The following is a 15,009-nucleotide window of genomic DNA, read 5'->3' as shown; positions in this document are numbered from 1 at the left end:
GTCTACCTCGGCGGGCTCACCCCGCGGGACGTGCCGACCGGCCGGCTCTCACCGCATCTGCGCTCGCGCGCGGAGGTCGGCGAGATCCTGCTGGCGTCGGGCGTGCCGACCACGGTGCTGCGGGCCGCGGTGATCATCGGCTCGGGCTCCGCGTCGTTCGAGATGCTGCGCTACCTCACCGAGCGGCTGCCGGCCATGGTGACGCCGAGTTGGGTGCGTACCCGCCTCCAGCCGATCGCCGTCCGGGACGTGCTGCGCTACCTGGTGGGCAGCGCCGCGATGCCGTCCGACGTCAACCGCGCGTTCGACATCGGCGGCACCGGCGTGGTGACGTACCGGGACATGATGCGCCGGTACGCGGCGGTGGCCGGGCTGCCGCGGCGGGTGATCGTACCGGTGCCGGTGCTCACGCCCCGGCTGTCCAGCCACTGGGTCGGGCTGGTCACGCCGGTGCCGGCGGGTGTGGCGCGCCCGCTCGCCGAGTCGCTGCGGTACGAAGTGGTGTGCCACGAGCACGACATCGCCGACTACGTACCCGATCCGCCCGGTGGTCCGCTCGATGTCGACACCGCGCTGCGGCTGGCGCTGCAACGGGTGCGGGACGCGCAGGTGACCACCCGCTGGTCGTCGGCGTCGATGCCGGGCGCGCCGAGCGATCCGCTGCCGACGGACCCCGACTGGGCCGGCGGCAGCCTCTACACCGACGAGCGGGAGGCGGCGGTCGACGCCTCACCCGCCGATCTGTGGCGGGTGATCGAGGGTATCGGCGGCGAACACGGCTGGTACTCCTTCCCGTTGGCGTGGGCGGTGCGCGGCTGGCTGGATCGGCTGGTGGGCGGGGTCGGGCTGCGGCGCGGGCGGCGCGACGCGCAACGGCTGCGGATCGGCGACTCGTTGGACTTCTGGCGGGTCGAGGAGATCGAACGGGGCCGGCTGCTGCGACTGCGCGCCGAGATGCGGCTGCCGGGTCCGGCATGGCTGGAGATGCGCGCCGGCACCGACATCTCCGGCCGTACCCGCTACCGCCAGCGCGCTGTCTTCCAGCCGCGGGGGCTGCTCGGGCACGCCTACTGGTGGGCCATCTCCCCTTTCCACGCTGCCGTGTTCGGCGGGATGGCCCGCAACATCGCGCGGGCGGCGAGCCGCGTGGACGGGTCGGAGGCCCACTCCGTCGGCGCGGCAGGGCCGGGCCGACGGCCGAAGGGCGGCCCTCCGACGGACGGCCGCGCCGTATGAGCGGGTCCGCCGCGTCAGCCGGCCACGGGACCAACTCCGCATCCACCCGGGCGCGCTCGACCAACTTCGCTTCCTCCGCGGTGCGTTCGGCTACGGCCCGCCGCGCGGTCGTCCTGTTCACCTCCGACCTGCGGCTGCACGACCATCCGCCGCTGCGGGCCGCGCTGGCCGGCGCGGACGAGGTGGTGCCGCTGTTCGTCCGCGATCCGGCGGTGGACGGCGCCGGGTTCGCCGCGCCCAACCGGCGGGCGTTCCTGGCCGACTGCCTGGGCGCGCTGGACGCCGGGCTGCGCGAGCGCGGCGGGCGGCTGGTGCTGCGGGCCGGGGACACGGTGGCGGAGGTGTGCTCGGTGGCGCGGGAGGCGGACGCGGCCGAGGTGCATGTGGCGGCCGGGTGCAGTGCGTTCGCGCAGCGCCGCGAGGAGCGGCTGCGGCGGGCCCTCACGGCGGACGGGCGGCGGCTGCACGTCCACGACGCGGTGGTCACGGCGGTGCCGCCGGGCCGGGTCACCCCGCAGAACTCCGATCACTTCGCGGTGTTCACCCCGTACTTCCGGCGCGGGCGGCAGGAGGGGCTGCGCGATCCGCTGGCAGCGCCGCGGGCCGTACGGGTGCCGGTGTCGGTGCGGTCGGCGCCGCTCGCGCCGCGCGGGACGGTCGGCGCGATCTCGCCCGAACTGGCCGCGGGCGGTGAGGGCGAGGCCCGACGGCTGCTCACCGCGTGGCTGCGGCGCGGCGTCGGGGAGTACGACGCGCGCCACGACGACCTGCCCGGCGACGCGACCTCGCGGCTCTCGCCGCACCTGCACTTCGGCACGCTCTCCCCGGTCGAGGCGGTACGACGGGCGCTGGCAAAGGGCGGGCCGGGCGCGGAGGCGTTCGTCCGGCAGGTGTGCTGGCGCGACTTCAACCACCAACTCCTCGCCGCCCGCCCTGCCGTGGCGTCGGCCGACTACCGTACCCGGCACGACCGTTGGCGTACCGGGGCGGCGGCGGAGGCCGACGCGGAGGCGTGGCGGCAGGGCCGGACCGGCTACCCGGTGGTCGACGCGGCGATGCGGCAACTGCGTACGGAGGGTTGGATGCACAACCGGGGCCGGCTGCTGACCGCGAGCTTCCTGACCAAGACCCTCTACCTGGACTGGCGGGTGGGCGCCCGGCACTTCCTGGAGCTGCTGGTCGACGGCGACATCGCCAACAACCAGCTCAACTGGCAGTGGGTGGCGGGCACCGGCACCGACTCCCGCCCCAACCGCGTGCTCAACCCGCTGCTCCAGGCGAAGCGGTACGACCCGGACGGCGACTACGTGCGCCGCTGGGTGCCCGAGCTGGCCGGGGTGGCGGGTGCGGTGGTGCACGAGCCGTGGAGGCTGCCGGCGCGGGAGCGTGCGGGGTGCGGCGACTACCCGGAGCCGATCGTGGAACTGGCCGAGGGGCTGGTCCGGTTCAGGCACGCGCGGGGACTCGGTTAGTGCCGCGACCGGCAAGGTCTGCCCGGTGGCGAGGCGTGCCGGCGTGGTCGGCCGCAAGGCGCCGCAGCGGCCTCGTAGTGGGCCTACTCGGCCGATGCGGCAACTGGGGGCCCTCCCCCTGGCTTCGCCGGGGGCACCCCCACCCAGGCGAAGCTCTGGGGGAGGACGGCCGTGCCAGGGCGGCGAGCGGGGCAGACCTTGCCGGGAGGGCCGCTGGGGCGCATGGCGGCGCCGCCGGGTGGGTTCGCCCGGCGGCACCGTTGAGCGGGCGGATCGGTGGAGCAGGCGGATCGGTGGAGCAGGCGGATCGGTGGTGCGGGCAGGTCAGATGTTCCAGACCTGGAACTCCGAGAGCTGGGCGGCCGGCCAGCCGCTGTTCGCTGTGAAGTTCAGCCGGAAGTAGCGCCGGCTGGTCGCGGGGAACGACAGGGTGACGGCGTTGGACGCGGTCGGGTTGAAGTTGTAACTCGCGGACGCGTCCAGGGTGGTGAAGGTGGAGCCGTCGGTGCTCGCGGACAGCGCCAGCGTCTCGCTCCGGGCGGCCCAGCTCGCGGGGAGCTGGAGCACCACCCGGCTGGCGCTCTGCGCGGAGCCGAGGTCCACCTGGACCCACTGCGGGAAGGCGTTGTTGGCGCTCTCCCAGTAGCTGTCCTGGTTGCCGTCCGTCACGTTCGACGAGGGGTAGACGTCGGTGTGGCTGGATTCGCTGGTGGTCTTGTGCAGGGCCAGGTTGGCGCTCACCGTATCGATGCCCGTGCCGGACAGCGGGACCGTGGTCGGGCTGTTCGACGCGTTGCCGGAGACGGTGAGGGTGCCGGTGCGGGCGCCGGCCACGCTGGGCTTGAAGGTGACGCTCACCGTGCAGGTGCCGTTTGCCGCGATCGAACTGCCGCAGGTGTTGGTCTGCGTGAAGTCACCGGAGGCGGCGATCGAGGAGACCGACGCGGCCGCGGAACCGCTGTTGGTGAGGGTGACGGTCTGCGGGTCGCTGCTGATGCCCGGTGCCACGCTGCCGAAGCTCAGCGAGGTCGGGCTGGCCGCGAGGGTCGCCGAGGACGGCGGAGTGCCGCCGCCGCTCCCGCTGGGGAAGACCTCGAGGTCCGACAACTGGGCTTGCGACCAGCCGGAGTTGGCGGTGATGTTCACCCGGACGTACCGCGCGTCGGCGGCGTTGAAGGTGATGGTGACGGTGTTGCCGGTGGACGGGTCGAAGGTGCGGTCGGCCGAAGCCGCCAGCGTGGAGAAGCTGGAGCCGTCCGTGGAGCCCTGCACCGACAGGGTCTGGGTGCGGGTGGACCACGCCGTGGCCGGCGGGAGCTTGAGCACGACCTTTCCGACGCTGTAGCTCGCGCCGAGGTCGACCTGCGCCCACTGCGGGAACGCGCCGGAGCTCTCCCAGTACGTCGAGGCGTCCGCGTCGGTGATGTTCGTCGCGGGGTAGAGGCTGTTGCTGCTGCTCGCGCTGGCGGGCTTGCCGGCCGCGATGTCGGTGCTGCTGTCGATGCCGCTGCCGGTCAGGCCGACAGTGGTCGGGCTGTTGTTGGCGTTGCTGGTGACGGTGAGGTTGCCGGTGCGGGCGCCGCCGGTGGTCGGCTTGAAGGTGACGTTGACGGTGCAGGAGGCGCCGACCGCGATGGTGGAGCAGTTGTTGGTCTGGGCGAAGTCACCGGTCACCGCGACGCCCGAGACGGTCGCGGAGGTGGTGCCGGAGTTGGTGACGGTGACCGCCTGCGCGGCGGCGGTGTCGCCGACCACGGTGCCGGCGAAGGACAGGCCGCCCGGGTTGGTATTGAGCACGGGGCCGGGTGCGGTGCCGGTGCCGGACAGGGTGACGGTGTTGGTGACGCCGCCGGCGTCGACGGTCAGTGACCCGGTGCGCGAACCGGTCGCGGTCGGGCTGAACTTGACGCTGACCGTGCACGACCCGTTCGCGGCGATGGAGCTGCCGCAGGTGTTGGTCTGCGCGAAGTCACCGGAGGCGGCGATCGAGGAGACCGGCGCGGCCGCGTTGGTCGGGTTGGAGACGGTCACGCTCTGCGCGGCGCTGGTGGTGCCGGTGGCGACCGAACCGAACGACAGCGCGCTGGGGTTGGCGGTCACGCCGGAGGGCGGGTACGGCGGGAAGACCGGGGTCGGCCACGGTCCGCAGATCGGGGTGCCGTCGATCCCGGAGTTGCCGCCGCCGTCGGTGACGACGAAGTTGCCGCCCTCGCAGTTGTAGATCGGCGTGGAGGCGCCGACGCCGGTGGCGGTGACGTTGGTGAACTTCGCGGCGCCGCCGGTCTGTTCCTGGAGCGCGAAGGTGCCGGTGCCGGCGATGGTGACGTTGCTGAGGTTGACCCCGCTGATGGTGCCCTCGACCCACTGCACGGCCTCGTAAGGGCTCTGCTCGATCAGGGCGTTGGAGACGTTGATCGGGCCGGTGATGGCGCCCTGGCTGCCGTCGAACCACAGCGCGCCCACGCCGAACTGCCAGTTCGGGTCGAGGCTGCCGTCCCGGATCATGGTGTTGTTGCTGATCGTGGTGGTGCCGACCGGCGTGGAGGTGAAGCGCTGGCCGACCTGGATGCCGCCGCCCTGGGCGAGGCCGGTGTCCTGGACCAGGTTGCCGGTGACGGTGTTGTCGTGGCCGCCGTAGATCGCGATGCCGTTGGCGAGGGTCTGCACCGAGACGGTGTTGTCGGAGATGGTGTCGTTGGCGTCGGCGCCGAGCGAGGAGTCCGCCCAGGTGGCGATGCCGTCGTCACCGGTGTTGCGGATGTCGCTGTCGGTGACGGTCGAATTGGTCACCCCGCCATGGAAGTTGATGCCGTCGGCGGTGGTGTCGCGGATCCGCATCCCGCTGAAGGTCAGCTTGTCCATCGGGCCGTCCATCCAGGCCCCGACCTTCATGTGGTCGATCCACAGGTCGGAGACCGACGAGTCGCTCATCGCGCCGCCGATCCCGTTCACCTGCGCGTTGTCGTCGCGCTCCTGGACGTTGCCGAAGATCGCGAAGTTCTGGAGGTGCACGTTGGTGCTCGCCGGCCCGCCGGTGCCGTAGGTGCCGTAGAAGCCGGGGGCGGTACCGGTGACGGTGGAGTACCACATGCCGGCGCCCGCGACGGTGACGTTGTTGACGCTGATGTGGCCGGGGATGTTGTACGTGCCCGGCGGGATCCACACGGTGCCGCCGGTGCCGGCCGCGCTGATCGCGGCGTTGAACGCGGCGGTGGAGTCGGCCGCGCCGCTGGAGTCGGCGCCCTTGCTGGTCACCGAGACCGAGCCGGCCGGCTGCGGGAGCGCGGCGCCGACCTGTTCGAAGTCGGCGAGGTCGAGGGTGTAGGAGGACGCGGTGTCGCCCGAGTCGACCTGGAACTTGAAGGTGGTGCCGGCCGGATAGGTGGTGTCGAACAGCCGGTGCGCCTCGTCGTAGAAGTGGTGCGGGTTGCTGCCCGGCGAGTTGGTGAACGGATAGCTGCCGTAGTACCAGGAGTACGCGTTCGTCAGCGTGAAGTCCGGCTGCTTGGCGCCGTTGACGTACAGCGACAGCGGCGCCGTGTACACCGAACCGTCGCCGGTGTCGGGGATGCTGTAACGGAAGTCGATCGAGTTGGTCGCGACCGGCGTGGTGAACGTGACGTACTTGCCGGAGCCCTGGAGCGTCACCGCCTTGCGGTAGGACGCCTCGTCGGCGAGGTTGCCGGCGGCGTAACTCGGCCCGATCACGGTGCCGGTGGTGGCGGAGTTCTCCGCCTGCACCTCGACGTACGGAAGGCTCGCGCCGTTGCCGCCGGTGGCGACCGCCGCCGTGGCCGCGGCCGCGGGCTGGAACGCGAGACCGAGTACGCCGCCCGCGGCGAGCACCGCGGTGGTGCCTCCGACCGCGACCACGCGTCTGAGACTTCGCAGGTGTCTGAACACGTCTTGCTCCTTTCGACACGAAGAGCCGGACCGGCACCGCGCCGCCTAGCGCGGCCGGGTGCGGGCCAAGGAGTGAACGAGCTGGGAGAAGGGGTGGGGGCAGGGGGGAAATACCGCTGCGCCACCGGGAGTTCGGGTGGCGACGCAGGGGGACCGTAACCCCTCCGACACATCGCTGCAATATCCAGATCCACTTTCGTTGAATCTCGACTTTTGCTTGCAAGATTGAGCGTGATCACTTGAGCAACTCGCCCTCGCGGCACCGGAGTCGGCGAGGTTCCCGCCGACCGCGCGGGAGGCGCGCGGTAGGGAAGCGGGCGCGCGACGGACGCGGCGACAACATCGGACATGCCGGGGGCGTTTCGTCCGCTTGCGCGAGGTCACAATCACATGAAAACGGCCTGGCCGGAGCGCCTCGCGCCATTGACAGGCGGCTTGGCAGTGATTGTCATGGACACCAATCGAGACCGTGCCCCGAGCGGCCCGCCCCGCGCGGTCCCGGACGAGGAGGTCAGCCCGCACCGTGGCACACGAAGCCGCCGGCGCAGCACCGGCCTACCGGCTCCACACACCCGCGCCCGCGCACACGGGCGGCGGCCCTGTGCGGCGGCCACGCACCGCCCCGACCGGACGCGAGGCACTGCTGGAGGCGGGGTGGGAACACCTCGGCCGGGACGGCGGGTTGCTGCTGCACGGCCCGGCCGGGATCGGCAAGTCCGTGGTGCTCGACGCGCTGGCCACGCGCGCCGCCGACGAGGGCGCCACGGTGCTGTGCTGCTCCCCCACCGCCGTGGACACCACGCTGCCGTACCTGGGGGTGATCGACCTGTTCGCCCGGGTGCCCGAGGACGTGGTGTGGGCGCTGCCGTCCGGGCCGCGTACGGCACTGCGCGCCGCGCTGCTGCGCGGGCACGGGCCGGTCGGGCCGTACGGCGGGCTCGCGGTGCGGGTGGCCGTACTGGAGGCGCTGCGGCTGCTGGCGGTACGCGCACCGGTCGTGCTGGTGGTGGACGGCCTGCAGTGGCTGGACGAACCGAGCGCGGAGGTACTGGCGTTCGCCGCGCACCGGTTGGAGAACACCGACGTACGGATCGCCGCCACCGAACGGGTGTCCGTGGGCGGCCGGCCCGCCCGTGCCCGCTGCTGCCCGGCCGGCAGCGCCGAAGTCGCCGTGCCCGCACTGGGCGACGACGACATCGCGCTGCTGCTGCTCGCCTCCGGGGTGACCCTGCCGGCGTCCGCGCTGCGCGCGGTGCTGCACGCCGCGGCCGGAAACCCTTTGTACGCACTGGCGTTGGGCCGGGACGCGCTGCGGGCCGGCACGCCGCCGCTGTCCGACGGGCACCTGCCGGTGCCGCCGGAACTGCGCGCGCTCGTCCTGGACCGGGTCCGCACCCTGCCCGGACCGGTGCAGGAGGTGCTGCTGCTGGCCGCGGCCGCCACCCGACCGACCCTCACCCTGCTGCGGTCGGCCGCCGGCACCGAGCCCACCGCGGCGGCGCTCGACACGGCGGAGCGGCTCGGGTTGGCGGCCTGCGACGCCTCGGGCGCGGTGCGCTTCAGCCATCCGCTGCTGCCCGTCGCGCTGTGCGCGGACGTCTCGGGACCGGCCCGCCGCCGGGCCCACGCGCTGCTGGCCGCCGCGGTCGGCGAACCCGTCGCCGCGGCACGCCACTTGGCGCTCGCCCACCCGCAGGAGGACGAGGCGACCGCCCATACGGTGATGGCCGCCGCGTACCGGGCGCGGGAGCGCGGCGACGCCGCCACCGCGGCCGAGCTGGCCGCGCTCGCCGCCGGCCGGACCCCGGCCGCCCGCACCGAACTGCACGACCAACGCCTGCTGGCCGCCGCCGGGTTCGCCTGCGACGCCGGCCACCGGGAGGAGTCCGAGCGGATCGCGCAGCGCGTCCTGGACGGCTCCGCGTCGGCGCCCGGCCGGGTCGCCGCCCGGCTGGTGCTGCTGCGCAACGCCGGGCAGGCGCTGCGCGACAAGGCGGCGCTGATCACCGACGGGCTGCGCGAGGCGGCCGGCGACCGGTCACTGGAGGCGAAGTTGTACGAGTGGGCGGCCCTGCGCGGCCTGCTGTGCGGGGAGTTGACGCAGGCGGCCGAGCACGCGCTGCGCGCCGCGCGCCGCGCCGCGGCCGTCGGGGACACCGGCACGGAGGTCGACGCGCTGTCCACGCTCGCCCGGGTGCGTTCGCTGGCCGGCCAACCGGCAGCCGCCGAGGCCGCGTTGGACCGGGCGCTGGCCCGGGCCGACCATGGCCCGCGCAGCTGGGGCATCCAGCGGATGCGGGCGATCCTGACGCTCGACTCCGACCGGGTCGGGTCCGCGCGGGCCCAGGTGATGGCGCTGCTGGACGCCACCGGCGACGCGGCCGACGTCGAGCAGGATGTCGCCTCGCTGGTGGCGCTCACCCGGGTCCAGGTGCGGGCCGGGGAGTGCCGGGAGGCGCTGCGGACCGCGGCCCACTGCACTCAGGTGGTCGCCGACGCCGGCCTGACCTCCGCGCCCGCGCTCTACGCGGCGGCCCTGGCCGAGACGTTCGGCGGCGACACGGACGACGCGTGGCGGCTCGCGGTGGACGCGGTGGCCGCCTCGGAGGCCGACGGCGACCAGCTCTTCCTGCTGCGCGCGCTCGCCGCGCTCGGGCAGGCCGCGCTCTTCGCGGGCGACCGCCGGCACGCGGCCCTGTCCGTCGAGTCGCTGCGCCGTGCCCTGGAGATCGGTGCCGCGATGGGCGCCGCCGATCCACCGCTGCTGTGCTGGCACGCCGACCTCGCCGAGGCGCTGGTGACCGCCGGTGAGACGGACGCGGCCGCCACGGTGCTCGGCCGGGCCCGCGAACGCCTCACCCGGCCGGTGCCCGGCAGCGTGCTGGCGGCGCTGGAACGTACCGAAGGGCTGTGGGAGGCCGCCGCCGGGCGCGCGAAGGAGGGCGCGGTGCGCTTGCGTTCGTCCGCGCAGCGGCTGCGCCCGCTGGAGCTGCCGGTGGAGCTGGTCCGTACGCTGACCGCACTCGGCGCCGTGGAGCGCCGGGCCCGGCATCGTACGGCGGCCAGGGCCGCGCTCACCGAGGCGCTGGAGCTGGCGGAACGGACCGGCGCGGCCCCGCTCGCCGCGCGCGCCAGGGACGAACTCGCCCGGGTGGACGCCGTGGTGCGCGGTACGGCGAGCGCGGCGAGCCTGACGCCGGCGGAGACGCGGGTCGCCGATCTCGTCCGTGGCGGCGCCACCAATCGGGAGGTGGCCGCGGAGCTGTTCATCAGCGTCAAGACGGTCGAGGGAACGCTGTCACGGCTGTACCGGAAGTTCGGTGTCCGGTCCAGGACCGAACTGGCCCATGTGATGGCGTCCGCGGGGCTCCGGCCCGCGTAGTGCCGTGGCCGGAAGGTCCGCCCGGCCGACGGCGCCTGACGGCCGGACCGCACACCGGTGCGCCGCGCCCCGGCCGTACCACGGATCGGTGCGCGGGTCCGTGCCCATGGGTCCGCGCCCGTAGCACTCCGCACACCTTGCCCACACATATGGTTCACCAACTCCCCGCGCCTGCCACAGGAAACACATCGTTAACAGTCGTCGCAAGGGTTCCCACGCTTATGCCCGGCCCCAACTGTCCCTAGCGTGGTGCTCGTCCCGATCCGGGCACCATCCCCTCATGGAGGACCTTCGTGACGCTCCGTCTGAAACTGCTGGTCGCCGCCGCGACTCCAGCGCTGCTGGCCGCGGCCATCCCCGCCGCGTACGCCGCCCCCCACGCGGACTCGGCCCGTACCTCCCTGGCCGGCGATGTCGTGCCGGGCCTCACCTCGCACGCCGTCCGCACCGGCGACGTCGCGGCCGGAAAGCAGATATCCGTGGCGGTGAGCCTCACGGCCCGGAACGAGGGCGCGCTGGACACCTTCATCGCCAACGTCAGCAACCCCCACTCGTCGTCCTACGGCCACTACCTGACGAAGGCCCAGTACGCCGCCAAGTTCGGCCGCAGCGACGCCGACGTCAAGAAGGTCACCGACTACCTGCGCTCGCAGGGGCTCAAGGTCGGCACCGTGCACTCCGGCAACCAGCTGATCGATACCACCGGCACCGCCACGCAGTTGCAGAAGGCGTTCGGCACCACGCTGGCGAACTACAAGGACGGCTCCACCGGCCGCACCTTCTACGCCAACACCGCCGCGCCCTCGGTGCCCTCCTCGATCGCCTCGATCGTCAGCAGCGTCTCCGGCCTCAACAACCGCTCGCTGCTGCACCACCAGGCCACGAAGGTGACCCCGCACAACGGCCCGGGCGGCGGCTACACCCCGGCGCAGATCAAGGGCGGCTACAACGTCTCCGGCGCCACCGGCAGCGGCCAGAAGGTCGCCCTGCTGGAGTTCGACGGCTTCCAGCAGTCCAACATCACCAAGTACGACAGCAATTACGGCCTCAGCTCCACCGCGCCCACCGTCAGCAAGGTGGACGGCGGCTCCGGCTCGCTCGGCGACGGGCAGGTCGAGGTCGAGCTGGACATCGAGGTGCTCAACGCGGTCGCGCCGGCCGCCCAGATCACGGTCTTCGAGGGCCCCAACTCCGACGCGGGCGAGGTCGACACCTACCAGGCGATCGTGGACAGCGGCACCCCCGTCACCTCGATCAGCTGGGGCGCCGCCGAATCGCAGCGCACCAGCGCCAACATCACCGCCGTGGACGCCGTCTTCAAGCAGGGCGCGGCCGAGGGCCTCGGCTTCTTCGCCGCCTCCGGTGACGACGGCTCCGACGACGCCGGCGACGGCGGCACCTCGGTCGACTACCCGGCGAGCGACCCGTATGTCACGGGCGTCGGCGGCACCACGCTGACCGTCACCTCGTCGAACGCCTGGAGCAAGGAGACCGCCTGGTCCGGCGGCGGCGGTGGCGTCTCCACCGAGTTCTCCATCCCTAGCTGGCAGACCTCGGTCCAGCAGAGCGCGGGCGGCGGCAACCGCCAGGTGCCGGACGTCTCGGCGCTGGCCAACCCGAGCCCGGGTGTGTCCATCTACTCGCAGGGCAGTTGGGGCCAGGTCGGCGGCACCAGCGCCGCGGCGCCCGAGTGGGCCGCCTTCGCCGCCCTCTACAACCAGCAGGCCACCGCGGCCGGCAAGGCGAAGCTCGGCTTCGCCAACCCGGCGCTGTACGCGGCGGCCGGCACCGGCTTCCACGACATCACCAGTGGCAGCAACGGCGCCTACTCGGCCGCCAAGGGCTGGGACTTCGCGACGGGTTGGGGCTCGTACAACGCCGCCACCCTCTCCTCCACGCTGCTCGGCCAGTGACGTGACGGCCTTCGGGCCGTGACGACGACCCGGCCCGGACGGGGCTTCCCCGTCCGGGCCGCGGACCGCCTTATGGCTTGTGGCTTGTGGCTTGCGGCTTGTGGCTTGTGGCTTGTGGCTTGCGGTATACGGCCTACGGATTGCGGTCTACGGCTGACGGCTCACGGCTTACGGCCGATGGCCGCGTAGACCGGGGTGCGGTCGCCGCCCTCGGGCGCGGGCCAGGGCATCGGCACCGCGAGGTCCGGCCGCCACCGGGGCGCGACGACCAGTCCGGGCTCGACGAGTTCGAAGCCGTCGAAGAACCTCGTCACCTCGGCGTGCGAGCGCACCTGCGCCGGGGTGCCGCCGGCGCGGTAGACCTTCACCACCCCTTCGCCGCCCTCCGCGTCGAAGTCGCCGGTGACCTGGCTGATGGCGAGGTAACTCCCGGACACCAGCTGATCGGTGAGCGTCTTCACGATGCCGTACGGGTCGAACTCGTCGGATATGAAGTGCAGCAGCGCGACCATCGTCATCGCGACCGGACGGCTCAGGTCGAGGTGGGCCCGGGCCGCCTCCAGGATCTTCTCCGGCTCCCGGACGTCCGCGTGCACGTAGCAGATCCGGCCCTCGGGGTCCTGCTCGGACAGGCTCTCGGTGTAGCGCAGCACGGTCTTGCTGAAGTCCGTGCACAGGATGCGGGCTTCGGGCCTGGCGGCACGGATGACCTGGTGGTAGTTGGGCTCGGTGGGGATGCCGGTGCCCACGTCGATGAACTGGTCGACATCCGTCAACTCGCCGAAGTAGCGGGCCATGCGCAGCAGCAGCATCCGGTTGATCCGGGCCGCGTCCTTGATGCCCGGGTAGGCGCGCTCGGCCGCGTCCACCCGCTCCCGGTCGATCTCGTAGTTGTCCTTTCCGCCGAGGACGTAGTCGTACATACGGGCCGAACTCGGCACGTTCTCGGCATCGTCCACGGTGCTGCCGCCGGTCGCCGGATCGTTCACTGCTGTCTCCCGGATGGGTGTCGGTACGGACGGGGGGAAGTCAGAGGGCGCCGGAGCCGACCAGGAAGTCCGCCCGGCCGTCCTTGGCGGCGGCCACGAACGCCGCCACCGCCTCCGCGGGGAAGATCAGCGCCGGACCGCCGGGGTCGGTCGACTGGCGGACCGCGACCCGTCCACCGCCGAGCAGCTTGACCTCGACGCAGGCTTCGCCGTTGGTGCCGCTCCACGGGCGGGACCAGCCCTCGACGCCCAGCGCGGCGGGGGCGTGTTCGACGTGTCTCGGGTTCATCGCAGGTACTCCTTGCGCAGGCCGTCCAGAAAGCCCTTGGTGCGTCGCCTCGCCAGCGCGCCGGTCATCAGATGCTCGAACGTCTCGCGGTAGAGCGCGACTTCGGCGCTCTCGTCCCGGTACGCGGTGCCCCGGAGGCTGTCGACGCAGGCGATGTCCGGGAAGTCCGGGATCGGGAAACGGAAGAGCGTGAACGGTCCGAACGCGCCCCGGTGCAGGCCGGCTTCGAACGGATGCACCTGGACCGCCACGTTCGGCAGGTCGGCGGTCTCCATCAGGCGCTCGATCTGCTCGGCCATCACCGCGCGGCTGCCGGCCGGCCGCCGGATCGCGGTCTCGTCGATGACCGCCCACAGGAACGGCGGACTGTCCGCGCGGGTCAGCACGTTCTGTCGCTCGAGCCGCAACGCGACCCTGCGGCGTACCTCGTCGTCGGACTCCCGGGGGAAGCCGAGCCGGATGACCGCCTCGCAGTAGCCCGGGGTCTGCAACAGCCCGGGCACCACCTGCGGTTCGTAGCTGCGGATCTGAGAGGCGGCGCTCTCCAGGCTGACGTACACGCCGAACCTGCCGGGCAGCACGTCGCGATAACTCTGCCACCAGCCGGATTCGTTGGCCTTGTCGACCAGGTTCAGGAAGTCCCCGGCCTCGGACCCCGACACCCCGTACAGCTCCAACAGGGCTTTTACAGCAGCATAGTTGAGGGAGGTCCTGGCACCTTCGAGCCGCGTGACAGTGGACTGCGCCACGCGAATGCGCTCACCGGCCTGCGCCGCCGATAACCCGACCGCCTCGCGCAGATCCCGCAGCCGCCGGCCGAGCGAGATCTGCAATACCGTTGGGGCAGCACGCCGTTCACTCACAACCGATGCGCCTTCCTCTTCGAACGTGCGCCGACCGTGGTCGCAGTCTGCCACGCGTTCACACATCCAGCACCCTGCATCATGCACATTGCCCCTTGCGTAGTGATCGGATGCACGCGCATAGTGAAGCCGTGACACCTGCTGTGACGCCCACTCGGATCGCCTCGCGCGGCCCGCACGGCCCGTGCGACATGCGGCGCCCGCGCAACTCGCGGGCCCTGCACGGCATGTGGGGCGGCCCGTACGGCTCCCGCGGCACCCACTCCGGCACCGGCACCTCTCGGGCATCAGCGGCCGGGGCGGCTCGGGCGGCGGAGGTGCGGTGACGGCGGGGCACGACTCCCACACCGATACCGGAGACATCATGATCCCCACCGTCCACCCCGAAGTGCAGAAGACCGTCGAGGAGCACCTCGCACCGGTCGCGGGGGTGCGCGGCGCCCTGGTGGTCGCGGAGGACGGACTGCCGCTGTGCGCGTACGAACTGGACGACGAGCGGGTCGAACACTGGGCGGCGATGGGCGCGTCCATGATGGGCGTCGCGCGGCGGGCCGTGGAGCAGGCCGAGGGCGGCGGCATCCGGACGCTGGTGGTGGACATGCACGACGGGCAGATCGTGCTCGCCGAGGCGGGCTCGGACAGCGTACTGGTGGTGATAGCCGCCGCGGACGCGGAAATCGACCCGGCGGGTCCCGAACTCGCCGTGCTCGGCAAGCAGTTGGTCGAGATCCTCGGTTCGGGAGCGCCGGGCGCCGAGGCGGACGGCCCCGCATGACGGATCCGCGCCCGGCGGAAGACCCGGGCCTGCGGCCCCTGCGCGCCTTGGAGGAACGGTGCGACGCGCACGTTCGGCCCGTCGTACCCGAACCACGCGAGGCGCACGACTTGCATGACGTGCCCGACCCGCACGTCCGACCCGACCCGCTCGTTCAGGGCGGCCCGCACGACCGGCAGCCCACGCC

The 15,009-nt window shown here is 72.7% G+C and carries 9 protein-coding genes and 1 pseudogene; 6 read left to right on the top strand and 4 right to left on the bottom strand.

Features of this window, described 5'->3' with window-relative positions:
• Both AC13HU_RS14730 and AC13HU_RS14725 read left to right on the top strand, forming a co-directional pair.
• Window positions 1-1,236: SDR family oxidoreductase (locus tag AC13HU_RS14730; protein ID WP_483042297.1), on the top strand; the 1,236-nt coding region annotated here is incomplete at its 5' end.
• Complete coding sequence (locus tag AC13HU_RS14725; RefSeq protein ID WP_483042296.1) at window positions 1,233-2,708, top strand: cryptochrome/photolyase family protein; 1,476 nt, start codon at window positions 1,233-1,235, stop codon at window positions 2,706-2,708. The genes AC13HU_RS14730 and AC13HU_RS14725, both read left to right, overlap by 4 nt.
• A gap of 324 nt (window positions 2,709-3,032) precedes the next feature.
• On the opposite strand, the gene AC13HU_RS14720 is transcribed toward AC13HU_RS14725, so the two are convergent.
• Entirely contained in the window at window positions 3,033-6,611 is a 3,579-nt protein-coding gene (locus tag AC13HU_RS14720; RefSeq protein ID WP_483042295.1) for a choice-of-anchor D domain-containing protein, read from the bottom strand.
• A gap of 523 nt (window positions 6,612-7,134) precedes the next feature.
• On the opposite strand from AC13HU_RS14720, the gene AC13HU_RS14715 reads away from it, so the two are divergent.
• Together AC13HU_RS14715 and AC13HU_RS14710 are read left to right on the top strand one after the other, a co-directional pair.
• The gene (locus tag AC13HU_RS14715) at window positions 7,135-9,993 is read left to right on the top strand and encodes a helix-turn-helix transcriptional regulator (RefSeq protein WP_483042294.1); all 2,859 of its coding nucleotides are present in this window, start codon (window positions 7,135-7,137) and stop codon (window positions 9,991-9,993) included.
• Between the two features lie 293 nt (window positions 9,994-10,286).
• The gene (locus AC13HU_RS14710) at window positions 10,287-11,906 is read left to right on the top strand and encodes a S53 family peptidase (RefSeq protein WP_483042293.1); all 1,620 of its coding nucleotides are present in this window, start codon (window positions 10,287-10,289) and stop codon (window positions 11,904-11,906) included.
• 161 nt (window positions 11,907-12,067) lie between these two features.
• On the opposite strand, the gene AC13HU_RS14705 is transcribed toward AC13HU_RS14710, so the two are convergent.
• The 3 genes from AC13HU_RS14705 to AC13HU_RS14695 are packed head-to-tail and all read right to left on the bottom strand — an operon-like array spanning window position 12,068 to window position 14,101.
• A complete protein-coding gene (locus AC13HU_RS14705; RefSeq protein WP_483042292.1) occupies window positions 12,068-12,895 on the bottom strand; it encodes an SAM-dependent methyltransferase in 828 nt (275 codons plus the stop codon).
• A 40-nt stretch (window positions 12,896-12,935) separates the two neighbouring features.
• Window positions 12,936-13,184: a DUF397 domain-containing protein gene (locus tag AC13HU_RS14700; protein ID WP_483042291.1), complete on the bottom strand. Its 249-nt coding sequence runs from the start codon at window positions 13,182-13,184 to the stop codon at window positions 12,936-12,938.
• Window positions 13,181-14,101: a helix-turn-helix domain-containing protein gene (locus AC13HU_RS14695; protein WP_483042290.1), complete on the bottom strand. Its 921-nt coding sequence runs from the start codon at window positions 14,099-14,101 to the stop codon at window positions 13,181-13,183. Before AC13HU_RS14695 ends, AC13HU_RS14700 begins: the two co-directional genes overlap by 4 nt.
• A 310-nt stretch (window positions 14,102-14,411) precedes the next feature.
• Between AC13HU_RS14695 and AC13HU_RS14690 the strand changes: the two genes are divergently transcribed.
• On the top strand, window positions 14,412-14,822 hold the full coding sequence (locus AC13HU_RS14690; protein WP_483042289.1) for a roadblock/LC7 domain-containing protein: 411 nt from the start codon (window positions 14,412-14,414) through the stop codon (window positions 14,820-14,822).
• Window positions 14,819-15,009, top strand: a pseudogene (locus tag AC13HU_RS14685) (hypothetical protein); the annotation flags it as partial. The gene AC13HU_RS14690 and the pseudogene AC13HU_RS14685, both read left to right, overlap by 4 nt.

It is taken from the genome of Streptomyces sp. NH27, assembly GCF_056859195.1.
Note: the sequence above shows the minus strand (reverse complement) of the source record. Positions and strands in the feature narration are given on the sequence as shown.

Coding starts and splice junctions, on each gene's coding strand:
- AC13HU_RS14725 (WP_483042296.1), top strand. CDS start 1,233: ATGAGCGGGTCCGCCGCGTCAGCCGGCCACGGGACCAACTCCGCATCC.
- AC13HU_RS14700 (WP_483042291.1), bottom strand. CDS start 13,184: ATGAACCCGAGACACGTCGAACACGCCCCCGCCGCGCTGGGCGTCGAG.
- AC13HU_RS14690 (WP_483042289.1), top strand. CDS start 14,412: ATGATCCCCACCGTCCACCCCGAAGTGCAGAAGACCGTCGAGGAGCAC.